Source organism: Stutzerimonas stutzeri (assembly GCF_002890895.1).
Lineage (GTDB): Bacteria > Pseudomonadota > Gammaproteobacteria > Pseudomonadales > Pseudomonadaceae > Stutzerimonas > Stutzerimonas stutzeri_AB.
Genome location: NZ_POUL01000004.1, coordinates 455135 through 471290, shown reverse-complemented (window position 1 = coordinate 471290; position 16156 = coordinate 455135). Strand labels below are relative to the sequence as shown.

General features: G+C 61.5%; 14 protein-coding genes and 1 pseudogene. 13 read left to right on the top strand and 2 right to left on the bottom strand.

Annotated elements, in window-relative coordinates:
* Positions 1-107, top strand: a pseudogene (locus CXK96_RS10550) (IS110 family transposase); the annotation flags it as partial.
* 141 nt (positions 108-248) lie between these two features.
* On the opposite strand, the gene CXK96_RS10545 reads toward CXK96_RS10550, so the two are convergent.
* Complete coding sequence (locus CXK96_RS10545) at positions 249-1595, bottom strand: esterase-like activity of phytase family protein (protein ID WP_102836398.1); 1347 nt, start codon at positions 1593-1595, stop codon at positions 249-251.
* A gap of 776 nt (positions 1596-2371) precedes the next feature.
* On the opposite strand from CXK96_RS10545, the gene nirB reads away from it, so the two are divergent.
* The 4 genes from nirB (at position 2372) to CXK96_RS10525 (ending at position 7978) form a co-directional block, all read left to right on the top strand.
* Positions 2372-4945: a nitrite reductase large subunit NirB gene (gene nirB / locus CXK96_RS10540; RefSeq protein ID WP_102836397.1), complete on the top strand. Its 2574-nt coding sequence runs from the start codon at positions 2372-2374 to the stop codon at positions 4943-4945.
* Positions 4945-5322 carry a nitrite reductase small subunit NirD gene (gene nirD, locus CXK96_RS10535; RefSeq protein ID WP_102836396.1) on the top strand — a complete coding sequence of 126 codons (378 nt, stop codon included), beginning with the start codon at positions 4945-4947 and terminating at the stop codon, positions 5320-5322. Before nirB ends, nirD begins: the two co-directional genes overlap by 1 nt.
* 78 nt (positions 5323-5400) lie before the next feature.
* A complete protein-coding gene (locus CXK96_RS10530; RefSeq protein WP_045426707.1) occupies positions 5401-6216 on the top strand; it encodes a formate/nitrite transporter family protein in 816 nt (271 codons plus the stop codon).
* A 40-nt stretch (positions 6217-6256) separates the two neighbouring features.
* Complete coding sequence (locus tag CXK96_RS10525; RefSeq protein WP_102836395.1) at positions 6257-7978, top strand: bifunctional protein-serine/threonine kinase/phosphatase; 1722 nt, start codon at positions 6257-6259, stop codon at positions 7976-7978.
* Positions 7979-7987: 9 nt separating this feature from the next.
* Here CXK96_RS10525 and CXK96_RS10520 read toward each other — a convergent pair whose 3' ends face one another.
* The gene (locus CXK96_RS10520; protein WP_102836394.1) at positions 7988-8314 is read right to left on the bottom strand and encodes a hypothetical protein; all 327 of its coding nucleotides are present in this window, start codon (positions 8312-8314) and stop codon (positions 7988-7990) included.
* 152 nt (positions 8315-8466) lie between these two features.
* On the opposite strand from CXK96_RS10520, the gene CXK96_RS10515 reads away from it, so the two are divergent.
* The 8 genes from CXK96_RS10515 (at position 8467) to CXK96_RS10475 (ending at position 16142) form a co-directional block, all read left to right on the top strand.
* On the top strand, positions 8467-8775 hold the full coding sequence (locus tag CXK96_RS10515) for a hypothetical protein (RefSeq protein WP_102836393.1): 309 nt from the start codon (positions 8467-8469) through the stop codon (positions 8773-8775).
* Between the two features lie 308 nt (positions 8776-9083).
* A complete protein-coding gene (locus CXK96_RS10510; RefSeq protein ID WP_102836392.1) occupies positions 9084-9761 on the top strand; it encodes a TIGR04211 family SH3 domain-containing protein in 678 nt (225 codons plus the stop codon).
* Positions 9762-10731: 970 nt separating this feature from the next.
* Positions 10732-11583: an STAS domain-containing protein gene (locus tag CXK96_RS10500; RefSeq protein ID WP_102836390.1), complete on the top strand. Its 852-nt coding sequence runs from the start codon at positions 10732-10734 to the stop codon at positions 11581-11583.
* Positions 11583-11945: an STAS domain-containing protein gene (locus tag CXK96_RS10495; protein WP_102836389.1), complete on the top strand. Its 363-nt coding sequence runs from the start codon at positions 11583-11585 to the stop codon at positions 11943-11945. The genes CXK96_RS10500 and CXK96_RS10495 overlap by 1 nt, the downstream gene beginning before the upstream one ends.
* Positions 11942-12346 carry an anti-sigma regulatory factor gene (locus CXK96_RS10490; protein WP_102836388.1) on the top strand — a complete coding sequence of 135 codons (405 nt, stop codon included), beginning with the start codon at positions 11942-11944 and terminating at the stop codon, positions 12344-12346. The genes CXK96_RS10495 and CXK96_RS10490 overlap by 4 nt, the downstream gene beginning before the upstream one ends.
* Entirely contained in the window at positions 12343-13347 is a 1005-nt protein-coding gene (locus tag CXK96_RS10485; RefSeq protein ID WP_102836425.1) for an ATP-binding protein, read from the top strand. The genes CXK96_RS10490 and CXK96_RS10485 overlap by 4 nt, the downstream gene beginning before the upstream one ends.
* Positions 13348-13375: 28 nt before the next feature.
* Positions 13376-14194, top strand: a complete 819-nt coding sequence (locus CXK96_RS10480; RefSeq protein ID WP_102836424.1) for a sensor histidine kinase — start codon at positions 13376-13378, stop codon at positions 14192-14194.
* Positions 14187-16142, top strand: a complete 1956-nt coding sequence (locus CXK96_RS10475; protein WP_102836387.1) for a response regulator — start codon at positions 14187-14189, stop codon at positions 16140-16142. The genes CXK96_RS10480 and CXK96_RS10475 overlap by 8 nt, the downstream gene beginning before the upstream one ends.
* The last annotated feature ends 14 nt before the right edge of the window (positions 16143-16156 follow it).

The following is a 16156-nucleotide window of genomic DNA, read 5'->3' as shown; positions in this document are numbered from 1 at the left end:
GCGGCAAGCAGATTGTCTGCGCCGCCATGCGAAAGCTGTTGAGCATCGCTTATGGCGTGCTCAAGTCAGGGCAACCTTTCGACCCCAGACTCGCCATTGCGCACTAAGGGGCAAGACGGTATCTACACGGAATACTTGCTCGCGGGTACCTGCTGTATGAGCGAGCTTGCTGGCGAAGCTTTCGATGCTTGATATGTAAGCTGTAGCGCCCCGCACTTGGTGTCCGCCACTTCGCTCACAAGCGAGGCTCAGCCCTGCCCCAGCCCGGCCGACATTTCACAGCGCCGCGCGTCTCTGGCCTGCTGCACATGGGGCGGACGGACGCCGGGAATCGGGTTGGCCAGGCGAATCTTCAGGAATTCGGTGACATCCGCATTCAGCCCACGCCCGCCTCCGTACGGGAAGTTGTTGTCATTAGTCACCAGCAAGGTGCGCGAATCCAGCGGCAACACGCTTTCAATGGTCACGTAGGGAAAGCTGAACGAGCGTTGGCCATCGCCGTTCAGGTCGTCAGGGTCAGCTAGTTGCATCAGGTCGACCAGCTCAGTTTTATGCACTGTCCCGCCACTGGCGACGCCGCGCGTATCGATCAGGTAGATCTTCTTGAACGGCGTGCCGCCGGTGGCCGTCGCGCCGTTGCGCTCGATGACCAAAAAGCGCGTCTCGTCGATGGCCGTCATGTCGCCGATGGCGTGTTCGGGCGCTTGCAGGTGATAGAAGAACCGGTTGCCGGTGTAACGCTCCTGGTCGATATCGAACTCATTGATACGCAGTGTTCCGGTCGGATCGCCGTCAACGGTCTTCTCCAGCAACGCGTACAAACGGTCACCGCGCGGGTTGATTGCCATGCCTTCGAAACCGCCCGACCCGGCCAGGTTGGCAGCCGCACGCCCCGCCACCACGTCCTTGTGCTGCGGTGCGTAAACGCCGGGCAATGAAATGGCGCTGCGCATGACGGTACCGGACGCATCGGTCTTGATCAGATAGGGGCCGAACTCATCGCCAAACCACATGGCGCAATGCTTGTCGCGGCGCACTGACTCGACGTCCAGGTCCGCGCCCGTCAGCAGGCGACCGAAGTCGATTGCACTGTCTACGCGTGGCTTGGAGCCGTCGTTGTAATAGAAACGATAGTCGGCCTGGATCGGCAGCTCGAGCTTCTGGTTGACGTCGTTGAGCGTCAGCCGAGACGGATGAGAGAAACGCGCCAGTGGCGCACCACTCAGGTAGTCGCTTGCGCTGACCTTGCCGCTGCCGCCGCTGGCCGTGCGGAAATCAGGCCGCACGCTATACAGGCGCAGCAAGGTGTCGGCCGAGTTCGTTTGCCCACCGAAGCCGTTGTCGGTCATGAAGATGAAGCTGTTTTCTTCTGCTCCCGGCAGCACGGCGGAAAAACCCTGGACCGGCTGGCGGTCTGCATACGGCGGCGCGAAGGTCCCGTAGGGATTGGCGCTAGCCATCTGACCCGACGTCGGGCCATCGGAGAAGGTATCGGCAGGCATCATGGCCCAACCCACCAAGGTATTGCTGGCGGCCATGGCGGGGGCGGAAATCGCAGCGACAAGCGCCACGACCAGCGGCTTCGAGATACGCATGGGTCAGTGTCTCCATCCGGTCGGAGCCGGCGCCGTGCGATATGCGCGGCACTCTGGCACCGGAGAATCACCTTAAAAAGTCACTGTGTCAGGAATATGGCTATAGCTGAAAAATAGCCAAACGGTCGGCGGCACCCAAAAAAACACGGATCATCAGCCACTCAACATCCGCTCAGCCCGTCCTGTCGGTGCTGCGCACTACGCAGCGACCCGGGAGTGCCACTAAAGCCGCGCTCGCGCTTAAAGCGCGAGGCGTCAGCAATGCAAGGTCCACAGTGCAACTGTGATCGTCGTCGCCGGCGTCTGGAGCCGAACGCTGATGAACCGAGGCATCAACGGCGCCTGACGTGGACCAAAGGTCCAACACCGGTTTGATAATGCCCTCAAATGGGGACCCTCAGGCGTTGCCGCACCATTGCAGCTCATGCAGACGCCCCATTTGGCTCTATGGCCCTGTGACAGCGACGCTAATCACACGTCTCAACGCCCCACCTACTCAAGGGCTCTGCCCCACCAGACAGTGCACGGGCTGCAATGGCACGCAACCTGCTATGGCCTATGCAACGCCTGCCGATTGATTCGGCAGTGCATCCCGGGGTCAGCGTAGACCCTCAGCCGTAAACGGCACGGGACGGGTGCAGCGGGCAACGTCGCTCGAACATCACCCCACAACACTCAAATTCCAGGCAAAGGCGCCTGGAGCTGCTCGACAGCTCCAGGCGCCTTTTTTGTTTTTGTACGACGACACCGCACGCGGTGTCGACGGAGGAACCGGCATGAACGCAATCGTCACCCCGCTCAAAAGTGAAACGTTGGTCGTCATCGGCAACGGGATGGTGGGTCACCACTGCGTGGAGCAGCTGGTCGAGCGCGGCGCGCTGGGCCAGTACCAGATCCATGTGTATGGCGAGGAGCGCCAGCGCGCTTATGACCGGGTGCATCTGTCCGAGTACTTCGGGGGGCGTGATGCCGACTCCCTGGCCATGTGCGAAGCCGACTACTACGCCACTCACGGCGTGCACATCCATCTCGGCGTGCAAGTGCTGGAGATCGACCGCGAGCGCAAGGAAGTGGTCACCGCCGAAGGCCGCCAGGCTTACGACAAGCTGATTCTGGCCACCGGCTCCTACCCGTTCGTGCCACCGATACCCGGTGCCGAAGGCAACTCACGCCTGGTCTACCGCACCCTGGATGACCTCGATGCCATCCGTGCTGCGGCCAGCAATGCCAAGCGAGGCGTCGTAGTCGGTGGTGGGCTGCTCGGCCTGGAAGCCGCCAACGCACTTAAGTCGCTCGGCCTCGAAGCCCATGTGGTCGAGTTCGCGCCGCGCCTGATGCCCGTTCAGCTGGATGAAGAAGGCGGCGCCGCACTCAAAGCTCGCATCGAGGCGCTGGGCGTTGGCGTGCATCTGTCACGCGCCACGCAGGAGATCGTTATCGGCGAGGAATACGCCTACCGGATGAACTTCCAGGACGGTGCTGATGGTAGAAGTGAGTATCTGGAAACCGACCTGATCGTTTTCTCTGCCGGTATCCGCCCGCAGGATGCCCTGGGCCGCAGCGCCGAGCTGGAAATCGCGCCGCGCGGCGGTATGGTGATCGACACCGACTACCGCACCAGCGATCCCTCGATCTTTGCCATCGGTGAGTGTGCGTCCTGGAACGGTATGGTCTTCGGCCTGGTCGCCCCCGGCTACACCATGGCGCGTAACCTGGCTGCCCTGCTCTGCGGCGAACCGCACCAGCCGTTCAGCGGCGCTGACATGTCGACCAAACTCAAGCTGCTCGGCGTCGATGTCGGTTCCATTGGCGATGCCCACGCCGCCAAACCTGGCGCCAAGAGCTACCGTTTCATTGATGAAGCCAACGCCAGCTATCGTCGTCTGGTGCTGTCGGAGGACGGCAAACGCGTCATCGGCGCCGTGCTAATCGGTGACAACAGCTACTACGACACCTTGCTGCAATACGCGCAGAACGGCATCAAGCTTCCGGCCGATCCGTCCAGCCTGATCCTGCCGCTGTCCGACGGCGCACCCACGCTGGGGGCCGATGCGCTGCCTGACACGGCAACGATCTGCTCCTGCCACAACGTCACCAAGGGCGCAGTGTGCTGTCAGGTCGACGCCGGCATCACCGAACTCGGCGAACTGAAGGCCGCAACCAAGGCCGGTACCGGCTGCGGCGGTTGCAGTGCCCTGCTCAAGCAGATCTTCGAACATGAGCTGACCGCACGCGGCGTCGAAGTCGACAAGAGCCTGTGCGAGCACTTCGCCCACACCCGCCAGGAGCTGTACGGGATCGTTCGGGTCGAAGGGATCATCAGCTTCGATGAACTGCTCGCCAAACACGGCCGCGGCCACACCGGCTGCGACATCTGCAAACCGGCCGTGGGTTCGATTCTCGCGTCCTGCTGGAACCAGCCGATCACCGACCCAGGGCTGATTCCACTGCAGGACACCAATGACACCTTCATGGCGAACATGCAGAAGAACGGCACCTACTCGGTGGTGCCGCGCATTGCCGGCGGTGAAATCACCCCGGACAAGCTGATCGCGCTCGGTGCGGTGGCCAAGAAATACGACCTCTATACCAAGATAACCGGCGGCCAGCGCATCGACCTGTTTGGCGCCCAGTTACACGAACTTCCGGACATCTGGGGCGAGCTGATCGAAGCAGGCTTCGAGACCGGTCACGCCTACGGCAAGTCGCTGCGCACGGTGAAGTCGTGCGTCGGCAGCACCTGGTGCCGCTACGGCGTGCAGGACAGCGTCGGCATGGCGCTGCGCCTGGAGGATCGTTACAAGGGCCTGCGCTCGCCACACAAGATCAAGTTTGGCGTTTCCGGTTGCACCCGCGAATGCGCCGAGGCGCAAAGCAAGGACATCGGCGTGATCGCTACCGAGAACGGCTGGAACCTGTACGTCGCCGGAAACGGCGGCATGCGTCCGCGCCACGCCGAGCTGTTCGCCACCGATCTCGATGACGAAACCCTGATCCGCTACATCGACCGCTTCCTGATGTTCTACATCCGTACCGCGGACAAGCTGCAGCGCACCTCGGTGTGGCGTGAATCGCTGGAAGGCGGCCTGGACTACCTCAAGGAGGTGGTTATCGACGACAGCCTGAACCTGGCCGCCGAGCTGGAAGCGCAGATGCAGCTGGTGGTCGACCGCTACGAATGCGAATGGGCCAACGCCATCAATGATCCGGAAAAGCTCAAGCGCTTCCGCACCTTTATCAACGACCAGCGCGGCGACCCGGACGTCCATTTCGTCAGGGAACGCGGCCAGCGCCGGCCGGTACATGCACACGAACTTCACCTGATTCCCGTCACCGAGGAGGTGCTCTGATGAGCCAGCCCAACGCCGTACGTATTGATTCCGTTCAATCCGCCAGTTGGCGAGCCCTGTGCAGCCGCCGCGATCTGGTTGCCAATTCAGGCGTGGTCGCCTGGCTCGAGGGAGAACAGGTGGCGCTGTTCCACCTCCCCGATACCGAAACCGGCGAACAGGTCTTCGCCATCTCGAACAAGGACCCGAAATCGGGCGCCAATGTCATCGGCCGCGGCATTCTGGGGCAGCTGAAAGGCGACCTGGTGATTGCTTCGCCCCTGTACAAGCAGCACTTCCGCCTGGCCGATGGCAGCTGCCTGGAGTACCCGGAACAGCAATTGCAAGTATGGCCAGCGCGCCTCAACGGCGATGCAGTGGAGATTGCCGCGGTCTGACCGCGGCCCGGCACAACGAGTAGCGATACGCCAACAGCAGGATGACCTGCTTTGCCAACACAACCAGAGAACTGAAAAATGTCCTACATCGTCCCTTCGGAATTCGTCACCAAAATGGTCGACGCCGGTGAGTCCAAGGTCTTCATGTCCACTCGCGACACGCTGATCCGCGCCTTCATGGCCGGCGCCATCCTGGCTCTGGCTGCGGTATTCGCCGTGACCATTACCGTGCAGACCGGCTCGCCGCTGGTGGGCGCCATGCTGTTCCCGGTCGGTTTCGTCATGCTTTACCTGATGGGCTTCGACCTGCTCACCGGCGTCTTCGTCCTCACCCCGCTGGCGTTGCTGGACAAGCGTCCGGGCGTGACGGTCAACGGCGTGCTGCGCAACTGGGGACTGGTGTTTCTGGGTAACTTCGGCGGAGCGCTGACAGTCGCCTTCATGATGGCGTTCGTCTTCACCATGGGTTTCTCCACCGACCCGGGCCCGGTCGGCGAAAAGATCTCTCACGTGGGTGAGGCGCGTACGCTGGGTTACGCCGAGTTTGGTGCCGCTGGCTGGTTCACCATCTTTCTGCGCGGCATGCTGTGCAACTGGATGGTCTCGATGGGTGTGGTCGGCGCGATGATTTCCACCTCGGTCAGCGGCAAGGTCATCGCCATGTGGATGCCGATCATGTTGTTCTTCTTCATGGGCTTCGAGCATTCGGTGGTGAACATGTTCCTGTTCCCCTCGGCGATGATCATGGGCGGCAACTTCTCGATCATGGATTACATGGTGTGGAACGAAATCCCGACGGCCTTGGGCAACCTGGTCGGCGGTCTGGCCTTCACCGGTCTGACGCTTTACACCACCCACGTGCGGACTGCACCGAAGCGCGCCCTGGTTCGCTGATCGGTTGTGGACCCCGGGCAGCCGGGGTTCACTGCATCCCATGAGCAGTCAACTCAAGGTTTCGGTGGGCCAACACACCGACAAGGGCGTAAAGGAAACCAACCAGGACTTCCACGGCGTCTACATTCCCAAAGAACCTCAACTGAGCAGCAAGGGCATCGCCATCGCCCTGGCCGATGGCATCAGCAGCAGCGCCGTCAGCCATATCGCCAGCGAGTCAGCGGTCAGTGGCTTTTTCGCTGACTACTACTGCACATCGGACGCATGGTCAGTGAAAACCTCGGCGCAACGGGTGCTGATGGCGACCAATTCCTGGCTGCACGCCCAGGGCCAACAGAGCCCCCATCGATTCGATCCGGATCGCGGCTACGTATGCACCTTCAGCGCCATGGTCATCAAATCGACCACGGCGCATCTCTTTCATGCGGGCGATTCACGCATCTACCGCGTTCAGGGCGCTACGCTCGAGCAGCTGACCAATGACCACCGCATGTGGGTCTCGGAAGACAAGAGCTATCTGAGCCGAGCGTTGGGCATTCACCCGCAACTGGATCTGGACTATCGCGCCGAACCGGTCGACGTGGGCGACACCTTTATCCTCGCCACCGACGGCGTGTACGAGTACGTCAGCGCGCCGTCGATGAACGGCGCCATCGCCCACAACGCGGATGATCTGGACGCAGCCGCACGGGCCATCGTCGCCCAGGCGCTGGAACAGGGCAGCGACGACAACCTGACGGTGCAAATCCTGCGTATCGAGGCGCTGCCACTGCAGGCTGCCGACGAACTCCTGCAACAGCTGACCGAACTGCCCTTTCCGCCCATCCTCGAGGCGCGAGCCAAATTCGACGGCTACACCATCGTGCGAGAAGTCCACGCCAGCAGCCGCAGCCATGTCTACCTCGCCACCGATGATGACAGCCACGCAACGGTCATCATCAAAACGCCCTCGATGGATCTGCAGCGGGATGTGCAATACCTGGAACGTTTCCTCACGGAGGACTGGGTGGCACGACGAATCGATAGTGCACACGTCGCCAAGCCATGCCTGCAGACGCGCAAACGCAGCTACCTCTACAGCGTGAGTGAATACATCGAAGGCCAGACGCTGGCGCAATGGATGATCGACAACCCGTGCCCCGAACTGGAAACCGTCCGCGGCATCGTCGAGCAGATTGCCAAGGGTGTTCGCGCCTTTCACCGACTGGAAATGCTGCATCAGGATCTGCGCCCGGCCAACATCATGATCGACGCCACCGGCACGGTGAAAATCATCGACTTCGGCTCCACGCGGGTGGCCGGCATCATGGAAGTGGCGTCGCCCATCGAGCGCAACGAGCTGCTGGGCACAGCCCAGTACACTGCACCGGAGTACTTTCTCGGCGAGAGCGGTAGCACGCGATCCGACATGTTTTCGCTGGCGGTGATCACCTATCAGATGCTGACCGGCGCCCTGCCCTACGGCACTCAGGTCGCCAGCTGCCGCACCCGCGCCGCACAGAACAAACTCAGCTATCAACCGATCCGCGAGCACGACCGCGGCGTACCGGCCTGGATCGACGACGTGCTGCGCAAGGCGCTGCATCCGGACCCGTACAAGCGCTACGAGGAGCTGTCGGAGTTCGTTTTCGAGCTGCGCCAGCCAAATCAGGCTTTTCTGAACAAGGCGCGCCCGCCGCTTCTGGAGCGCAACCCGGTGCTGTTCTGGAAAGGTGTGTCGTTGCTGCTGATGATCGCCGTGATTGTTTTGCTGGCTCGCTAAGCGAAGGCATCAATCCGTACGTTGCGGCGCATAGACATTGAGTGCCGGATCGCTGATGCCGTCTTTCGAAGGGTCGAGAATCCAGCGCAGCTGCGTGACCAGCTCCTCACAGTTCTCGCCGCGCTGCTGCCAATCCTGAAAAGCAATGCGTGCCGCAGTCAGCGATGACTCCGCGATCTGCTCGATTTCGGTCGTGGCATCGCCGGGCTGCCAGTGGTCAAAGATCGATTTGAGCGCATGCTGCGCCTCATCGGCACCCAGCTCGTCGTCGGCCCAGCGCGACGTGATGTCCTGCGCTTTCTGCAAGGCGGATACCGAGGGGGTTGACGATTCCATTTTGGGATTACCTCCAGCCAGTGCGTGTATCCGTTGGAGTCCGGCAGCGCCTGCAAATTCGCCGTTGAGCTGCCGTTGGTCCGCGGCTGTCGCATCGAGCGCGCGCCGGTTGGTCGTATCACAAAGCACGCCGATCGCTGGGGACCCTGACCATGCACCTCGTCCTTCTCTTTTTACCGCTGTACGACAACGCCCAACAGCCATTGCCAAAGTCCTTGTTGGCTGAAGTACGGGACGAACTCATGACCAAATTCGGTGGCCTGACCGCCCATAGCCGAGCCCCTGTCGACGGGCTCTGGCAGGAAGACGACAGTCATCCCGTGCGAGACGACCTGATCATTTATGAAGTGATGACCTCCGAACTGGACCGTGCCTGGTGGAAGGAATATCGCAAGTCACTGGAGACCCGCTTTCGCCAGGAGCATCTGTTGATCCGCGCTCAGACAGTCGAAATGCTCTAGCGGCAAGCTGGTCTTTCGCACTGGTTCAGGCCCACCCTGCAGCGGTGCTGGACACGCCGCCCGCACAAAATCGTGAAAATTTAATGAACCCCAAGGGCTTCCCGCTGTCAGTCCTGTCTGCAGAACTACAGGGGCCAATGGCTCCATTCTGGGAGAAAACATCCTCCCGCTTACGATCGGCACTTCCGGAACGCCTGCTGTTCGACTCATCGAAACACGCAACTGGCGTACTTCGTCAGCCCGGAATTCCGCTTATGTTTAGGCCCGTTCACCGGGGCCTCCATTTTTGCCAGCGCGAACACTACCCCATGTCCCTATCTCGTCATCTCATTGCACTCTTGTCCCGAATGTCCTGGTCCGCTGCTCAGCGCTGCGCTTTCAACGCGGGTCTGCTCGGTACGCTGCTAGCCGTCATCGCGCCAGCCCATGCCCAGGAGGCGACCACTGATCGCTGGGTCAGCGACGCGCTCACCACCTACGTGCGCAGCGGCCCAACCGACGGCTACCGTATCGTCGGCAGCCTCACGTCCGGCGAGAAAGTCGAGCTACTGGAAACCAGCGGCGACTACAGCCAGGTCCGCGGCGAAAATGGCGACCGGGTATGGATCCGTAGCAGCGATCTGCAGGAGGTTCCGGGGCAGGCAGAGCGTCTGCCGCAGCTTGAGCAACAAGTGGCCGAGCTGAGCGAAGAGCTGAAAACCATCGACGATTCGTGGAAAACCCGCGTCAAGGGAATGCAGGAGACTCTGGATTCGCGCAAGGCGCTGATAGATGAGCTGGAAGCACGCCGTGTGGCCCTGGACGAAGCCCTCACTGCCACCGAATCGGAGTTGCGTGACGCCCAGGCGCGCTTGGGCGACGAAAACAATCAGGTACTGATGCGCTACATGGTTTACGGCGGCAGCATCGCCGGCGCCGGGCTGCTGGTCGGCTTGATCCTCCCAGCCATGACCCGTGGCCGCAAGCGCAACGACCGCTGGTTCTAAGTGGCTGAACCGCGCCCTGCTCAGCTCGGCGCGGCAACCTGCTCAAGCTCAGATAGGACGAATACCGAAGGGCGAGCCTGCGCTTGAGCCGCTCGTTGCAGAATTTGCCCTGGCGCCCTGAGTTGATCCAACAGTAAACCTCGCAGCGCTTGGCAAGCTTGGACGTTGAAAAAGGCTTGTTGCTCGGCCGTTTCCACGCCTTCTTCCATACCTCCCAAGGGCTCTGGCCAGAATGGGGATAGCCGAGACGATTACCGAACCTTCGTTTCCGGCGCCCATCTCCTTGACGCACGTGCGATCGATTTTCCACTCCCTTCCTGCAGACGATTGAGCTGGAACAGGCTCACGTTTCGCCGAGCCGACGTCGTCATTGGATACCGAGCGCCAAGTGTCGAGAAGCCTTTTTCCGTAGCCATTCACCCCACGCGAAGCCAGGCCGGCTCTCGCCGCCCGCGGCATAAACACGTCTGGCGACGGCAATCCAAGCTGCCGATGCTGCCTACGCAACGATGACTAAAGCCGCTCACCGGTCCGATCGACGTTTCAAACCTGACACATGTTGCCGCTGCCACTCGCCGCTCACCGCCCGCCTCGAACTAGGCAACAGCTGAAACCGATGGGGCTCCTGTCCGCCCTCCAGGTGCGGATTTGCTTAAGCAAACGGCTGGACCTGGACCACGACGTCTGTCCGGCAAACTTGACCGAGCTACCAACTTGAGGCGAAATGCGACACTTTGCCACTACACTGGAACCAGCACATCGAGATATCCGCATGCTCTATCTCGAGCCAACCTGGCGTCAGCCAGCAAGACACGTCTACCCTGGTTCTCCAAGATCGGTATAGCCTGCTCCAGAGCCCCATCCGTCTGCCTGCGTATCGAGCGTAAGAAGTTTTGCTCAACCGGAACGCCTGTCAGCGATTCGGATCAAACCCGACAATCGCTGCACCTCCCCTAAAGGACCCGCGCCAATGGCCTCATTGCAACAACGCACCTTCACTGTAATCGCCAAGAAAGAGCACGAGCTGCTCGACAGCTGGACCCGCGAACTTGAAGCCAGCGGCCTGTACCGCAACGTCAAGATCGAAGAGTTTCGCCAGCAGACGGCCGAGTTCATCCGTTTACTGATCGAGGGCGCTGGCCAGGCCGAGTCCACCGATCTGCGCGGATCAAACTGGGAAGACATGCGGCAGTTCCTCGAACAGCTGTCGCACAGCCGCGTGTTGCTCGGCTTCGACTCTCAGCAAACCGCCGGCTTCATCTTTTCGTTCAAGCGCCCGCTGATGCCGCTGATGCAGAGCGAATATGCCGATGAGCCGGCGATCCTCGCCGAGCAACTCTGGGCGCTGTCCGAGCTGATCGACCAATTCGGCCTGCACACGGTTCGCACGTTCCAGAAATCCCGCGAGGCGGTCATCAAGCGCCAGCAGGAAGAACTGCTCGAGCTGTCCACGCCGGTGGTCAAGCTGTGGGATGGCGTCCTCGCGCTGCCGATGATCGGCACCCTTGATTCCCAACGTACCCAGGTGGTGATGGAGTCGCTGCTGCAGCGCATCGTCGATACCGGTTCGGAAATCGCCATCATCGACATCACCGGTGTGCCGACCGTCGACACACTGGTCGCGCAGCACCTGCTGAAAACCGTCACGGCAATCCGCCTGATGGGCGCCGATGCAATCATCAGCGGCGTACGTCCGCAGATTGCACAAACCATCGTGCACCTCGGCTTGGATCTGCAGGGCATCGTCACCAAGGCTTCCCTGGCCGATGCGCTGGCGCTTGCGCTGCGTCGCTCCGGGCTGACTGTCAGCAAGGCGGTGTAATGGAGCGCATCCCAATACTCCGGATGGGCGAGTTCCTGCTCGTTACCATTCAGGTCGATATGCATGACCAACTGGCGATGACGCTGCAGGACGACCTTGCCGAACGCATCAGCTCGACGTCCGCCAAAGCGGTGCTGATCGACATCTCCGCGCTGGACATGGTCGATTCGTTCATCGGCCGCATGATCAGCTCGATCTCGGGTCTGTCCAGCATCATGGACGCCGAGACCGTGGTGGTCGGCATGCAGCCTGCCGTCGCGATCACGCTGGTCGAGCTGGGGCTGACGCTGCAAGGCGTCAGCACGGCGCTCAATGTCGAGAGAGGCATGCAGCTGCTGCATAAACGGATGGCCGCTAAATGACCGTGCGCGGCAGCGGCAGCACACCGGTACGGATCGAACAGGACGTGGTCTTGGCCCGCCAGGCGGTCCGTAAGCTGGCGCAGGACAGCGGTATGCGCTTGATCGACCAGACCAAGCTGGTTACTGCCGTCAGCGAGCTGGCCCGTAACACAGTCGTGTACGGTGGCGGCGGCGACATGGACTGGGAGATCCTCGACGAAGGCCCGCGTACCGGCATTCGGCTGACCTTCCGCGACGAGGGCCCCGGGATTGCCGATATCAAATTGGCCCTGACCGATGGCTGGACCTCTGGCGGCGGCCTCGGCCTGGGGCTGACCGGCGCCAAGCGTTTGGTCGACGACTTCGAGCTCGACAGTACACCCGGCATCGGCACGCGCATCAGCATTACCAAATGGTCATGAACATTCAGGGCTCGATGACCACCGTTCTGCCGATCGAAGACGAAAGTCAGGTAGGCCACGCGCGGCGCGTTGCGCAATCGCTTGCCATCGAATTTGCGTTCGATGAGACCGATGCCGGACGCGTGGCGCTCGTTGCGACAGAGCTGGCAACCAATCTGCTCAAGCATGCACACCATGGTGCTCTGCATCTGCGTGCGATACCGGCGCAGAGCGGACATGGCGTTGAACTGATCGCCATTGACCGTGGCCCCGGATTCAACCCCAACGAATGCCTGACCGATGGCTTCTCCACTGGCGGCACGCAGGGCACGGGGCTCGGTGCGTTGATGCGTCAGGCGCAGCTGTTCGACGTTTATTCCGACAGCAGAGGTTCGGTGGTCCTGGCGCAGCTGTACCCGCGGCACGTCTCGGCGCTGCCCCTTCGGTTCGGGGTCAGTCAGCACTCACTGAAGAACGATCCGGCATGCGGGGACGTCTGGCATCTGGCTGTCGATGGCTCGCGACTCAGCGCGTTGGTCATCGACGGTATCGGACATGGCGAAGATGCTGAGGCGGCCGGCCTGGCAGGTGCTGCCGCCTTTGCCGAGAACCCGTTCGCCGACCCGACGACCAGCATGCTCGACATGCACCAGGCGATGACCGGTTCGCGCGGTGGGGCAGCAGCGATCGCCTTGCATGACGCTGGCAAGGTGCGTTTCGCCGGAATTGGCAACATCGGGGCCTGCCTGCTGACTGCTGAAAAGAGTCGCGGCATGGCATCCCATCCTGGCATCGTGGGCTCCCAGTTCCGCAAGGCCGTCGCCTTCGATTACCCCGTCGAGTCCCGACAGCTGCTGGTCATGTACAGCGATGGACTGCAGTCGCGCTGGGACCTGCGCGACTACCCCGGCCTGGTGCATCGTCACCCGGCCATAATTGCAGCGCTGTTGCACCGCGATTTCTGTCGCGGTCGTGATGACGTGACCGTTATGGTGATTGCACTGGAGGCAATCGTTGACTGACTCGAACACGAACGACCTCATCGAACAGATGCGCAGCGAGAACGATCTGCTACGCGCCGAGCTCGAGGAAACCAACCAGGGTGTCCTCGCGCTGTATGCCGAGCTCGACACCCAGGCCGAGCAACTGCGCCAGGCATCGGACCTGAAAAGCCGCTTCCTGTCGTACATGAGCCACGAGTTCCGTACGCCTTTGGGCTCCATTCGCAGCATTACGCGCCTGCTCAGCGATGAGCTGGATGGCCCGCTCAGCGCGGAACAGCACAAGCAGGTATCGTTCATCAGTGGTGCTGCAGGCGAACTCAGCGACATGGTCGATGACCTGCTCGATCTGGCGAAGATCGAGGCCGGGCGCATCACCATATCGCCCGCCTGGTTCGACATGCTGGATCTGTTCGCTGCCTTGCGCGGAATGTTTCGCCCGATCGTCGATGCCAACGCGGTGGATCTGATTTTCGAAGAGCCGCACGACATGCCGCGGCTGTACACGGACGACAAAAAGCTCGCGCAAATTCTGCGTAACTTCATCTCCAACGCCCTCAAGTTCACCCAGAACGGCGAGGTGCGCATTTCCGCCTGCGCCGAAGGTGAAGGCGAAGTTCGCTTCGCCGTGACGGACACAGGCATCGGCATTCCGGAAGACATGCACGGCAACCTGTTCGAGGATTTCGTGCAGATCGATACGCCGCTGCAGAAGCGTCTGCGTGGCACCGGTCTGGGGCTGTCGCTGTGCAAGCGTTTCGCCGAACTGCTGGGAGGCCGCGTGGGCGTCGACAGCAAACCGGGGGTAGGATCGACTTTCTACGTAATCATTCCCGTCGCGATTTCCACGGAGCGCGCTGATGGATAAGAGCCGGCTGCTGATCGTCGATGACAACGCTGCCACTCGCTATGCAATACGCCGGGTACTGGAGCGCCACGGTTATGCCGTGCTCGAAGCCGGAACGGGTACCGAAGGATTGGGCCTGATCGCCACCGGGCAAATCGACGCGCTGATTCTCGACGTGAACTTACCGGACATGAGTGGCTTCGACATCGTGCGGCAGCTGCGAACCGATGACCGCACGCGGCTGCTGCCGGTTATTCACGTTTCGGCAGCCTCAATCCAGACCGGCGACATCATTACCGGCCTGGACGCGGGGGCCGACGCCTACCTCATCCACCCTGTCGATCCGGACGTGCTTCTGGCGACGCTGCGTACGCTGTTGCGTGTGCGCGATACCGAGCATGCGCTGCGCGAAAGCGAGGCTCGCTTTCGTGAAATCTTTTCCCAGGTGGCAGCACCTATCGCGGTGATCGACCCGAACCTGCAGATCCACGAGAGCAACCGTGCGCTGTCCCTGCTGCTGGGTGACCAGCCGCAACCATCGGCGCTTACGGCAAGCCTGGCCGAAGGACAGGATTCCAAACTGCTGACACTGCGGGCGAGCCTAGCCAGTGGTGCACGCTGGCAAGACACGCTGTTCATGCAGGTTGCCGGGGAACGGCGTGAAACCAAGTGGCAGGTTTCGCCATATCGGGCGTCCGAGCTCGGGCTGGTCGTCATCGAAGACATTACCGAACAGCGTCAACGCGAGCGCTCACAGCGGCAGCAACTCGACAATGCCACCAACGAGCTTGCCCGCGAGGTCGCCGAGCGCGTGCGCACCGAAGGGCAGCTGATGCAGGCCCAGAAGATGGACGCGCTGGGCAAGCTGACCGGCGGCATCGCGCACGACTTCAACAACCTGCTGACCGGCATCATTACCGGCATCGAGCTACTCAAGAAGCGCGTACACGAAGGCCGCACCGATGCCGTCCTGCGTTTTGCCAATACAGCGCTGAATTCGGCTCGCAGCGCCGCCTCGATGACCAACCGGCTGTTGGCTTTCGCCCGCCAGCAACCGCTTGATGCACGCCCGGCCGACCTCAATGATCAGGTTCGCTCGCTCGAGGAACTCTTGCAGCGAACCATTGGCGAGCACATATCGCTGAACCTGGAGCTGTCCGAGCAAGGTGCGGTGGCACAGGTCGACGCCAACCAGCTCGAAAGCGCCATCCTCAACCTGGTCATCAATGCACGCGACGCCCTGCCCCGTGGCGGCAGCATCACGATCCGAACCGCAGCGTTGCAGTGTGAGGGCGATGCGGACCTGGCTGACGGAAGCTATGTCGTACTTACGGTGGAAGATGATGGCACCGGCATTGCGCCGGATGTGCTGGGTAAGGTCTTCGATCCCTTCTTCACTACGAAACCGCTGGGCCAAGGCACCGGTTTAGGATTGTCCTCGATCTACGGTTTTGCCCGGCAGTCCGGTGGCGAAGCCCGACTAAGCAGCGTTGTTGGCGAAGGCACGCACGTTTCTCTGGTGCTACCGGCTGCCATTGCCACGCAATCGGTAGCCGCTTTGGTCAACGACATGCCGCAAGGCAACGGCGAGCATGTACTGATCGTCGAGGACATGCCGGCAGTGCGCATGCTGGTGGCCGAGATGCTCAGCGAGGCCGGATACCGCTGCAGCGAAGCCGGCGATGTCGCCACTGCGTTGTCGGTGCTCCAGGACGATTCCAGCGTCGATCTGCTGTTGACCGACGTAGGGCTTCCACAACTGTCCGGGCGGGATCTGGCTGACGCAGCGCGAACCCACCGCCCTGCGTTGCCAGTGCTGTTCATGACGGGCTACGCCGAGAACGCCGTTCGCCGCGATCGCTTTCTCGCGGCAGGCATGGATATGGTGGTTAAGCCGTTTCAGATTGGCGAGCTGCTTGGCAAAGTGCGGCACATGCTCGATCAGTCGGCAACTTCGACTGCTGACTGACCGGGCAGCAACGC

What these genes read in the sequence shown, in the direction of transcription:
- CXK96_RS10545 (WP_102836398.1), bottom strand. Translation starts at nt 1,595, where the DNA reads ATGCGTATCTCGAAGCCGCTGGTCGTGGCGCTTGTCGCTGCGATTTCC.
- CXK96_RS10480 (WP_102836424.1), top strand. Translation starts at nt 13,376, where the DNA reads ATGCGCAGCGAGAACGATCTGCTACGCGCCGAGCTCGAGGAAACCAAC.
- CXK96_RS10475 (WP_102836387.1), top strand. Translation starts at nt 14,187, where the DNA reads ATGGATAAGAGCCGGCTGCTGATCGTCGATGACAACGCTGCCACTCGC.
- nirD (WP_102836396.1), top strand. Translation starts at nt 4,945, where the DNA reads ATGAGCCAGCCCAACGCCGTACGTATTGATTCCGTTCAATCCGCCAGT.
- CXK96_RS10515 (WP_102836393.1), top strand. Translation starts at nt 8,467, where the DNA reads ATGCACCTCGTCCTTCTCTTTTTACCGCTGTACGACAACGCCCAACAG.
- CXK96_RS10520 (WP_102836394.1), bottom strand. Translation starts at nt 8,314, where the DNA reads ATGGAATCGTCAACCCCCTCGGTATCCGCCTTGCAGAAAGCGCAGGAC.
- CXK96_RS10495 (WP_102836389.1), top strand. Translation starts at nt 11,583, where the DNA reads ATGGAGCGCATCCCAATACTCCGGATGGGCGAGTTCCTGCTCGTTACC.
- CXK96_RS10500 (WP_102836390.1), top strand. Translation starts at nt 10,732, where the DNA reads ATGGCCTCATTGCAACAACGCACCTTCACTGTAATCGCCAAGAAAGAG.
- CXK96_RS10530 (WP_045426707.1), top strand. Translation starts at nt 5,401, where the DNA reads ATGTCCTACATCGTCCCTTCGGAATTCGTCACCAAAATGGTCGACGCC.
- CXK96_RS10485 (WP_102836425.1), top strand. Translation starts at nt 12,343, where the DNA reads ATGAACATTCAGGGCTCGATGACCACCGTTCTGCCGATCGAAGACGAA.
- CXK96_RS10525 (WP_102836395.1), top strand. Translation starts at nt 6,257, where the DNA reads ATGAGCAGTCAACTCAAGGTTTCGGTGGGCCAACACACCGACAAGGGC.
- CXK96_RS10490 (WP_102836388.1), top strand. Translation starts at nt 11,942, where the DNA reads ATGACCGTGCGCGGCAGCGGCAGCACACCGGTACGGATCGAACAGGAC.
- nirB (WP_102836397.1), top strand. Translation starts at nt 2,372, where the DNA reads ATGAACGCAATCGTCACCCCGCTCAAAAGTGAAACGTTGGTCGTCATC.
- CXK96_RS10510 (WP_102836392.1), top strand. Translation starts at nt 9,084, where the DNA reads ATGTCCCTATCTCGTCATCTCATTGCACTCTTGTCCCGAATGTCCTGG.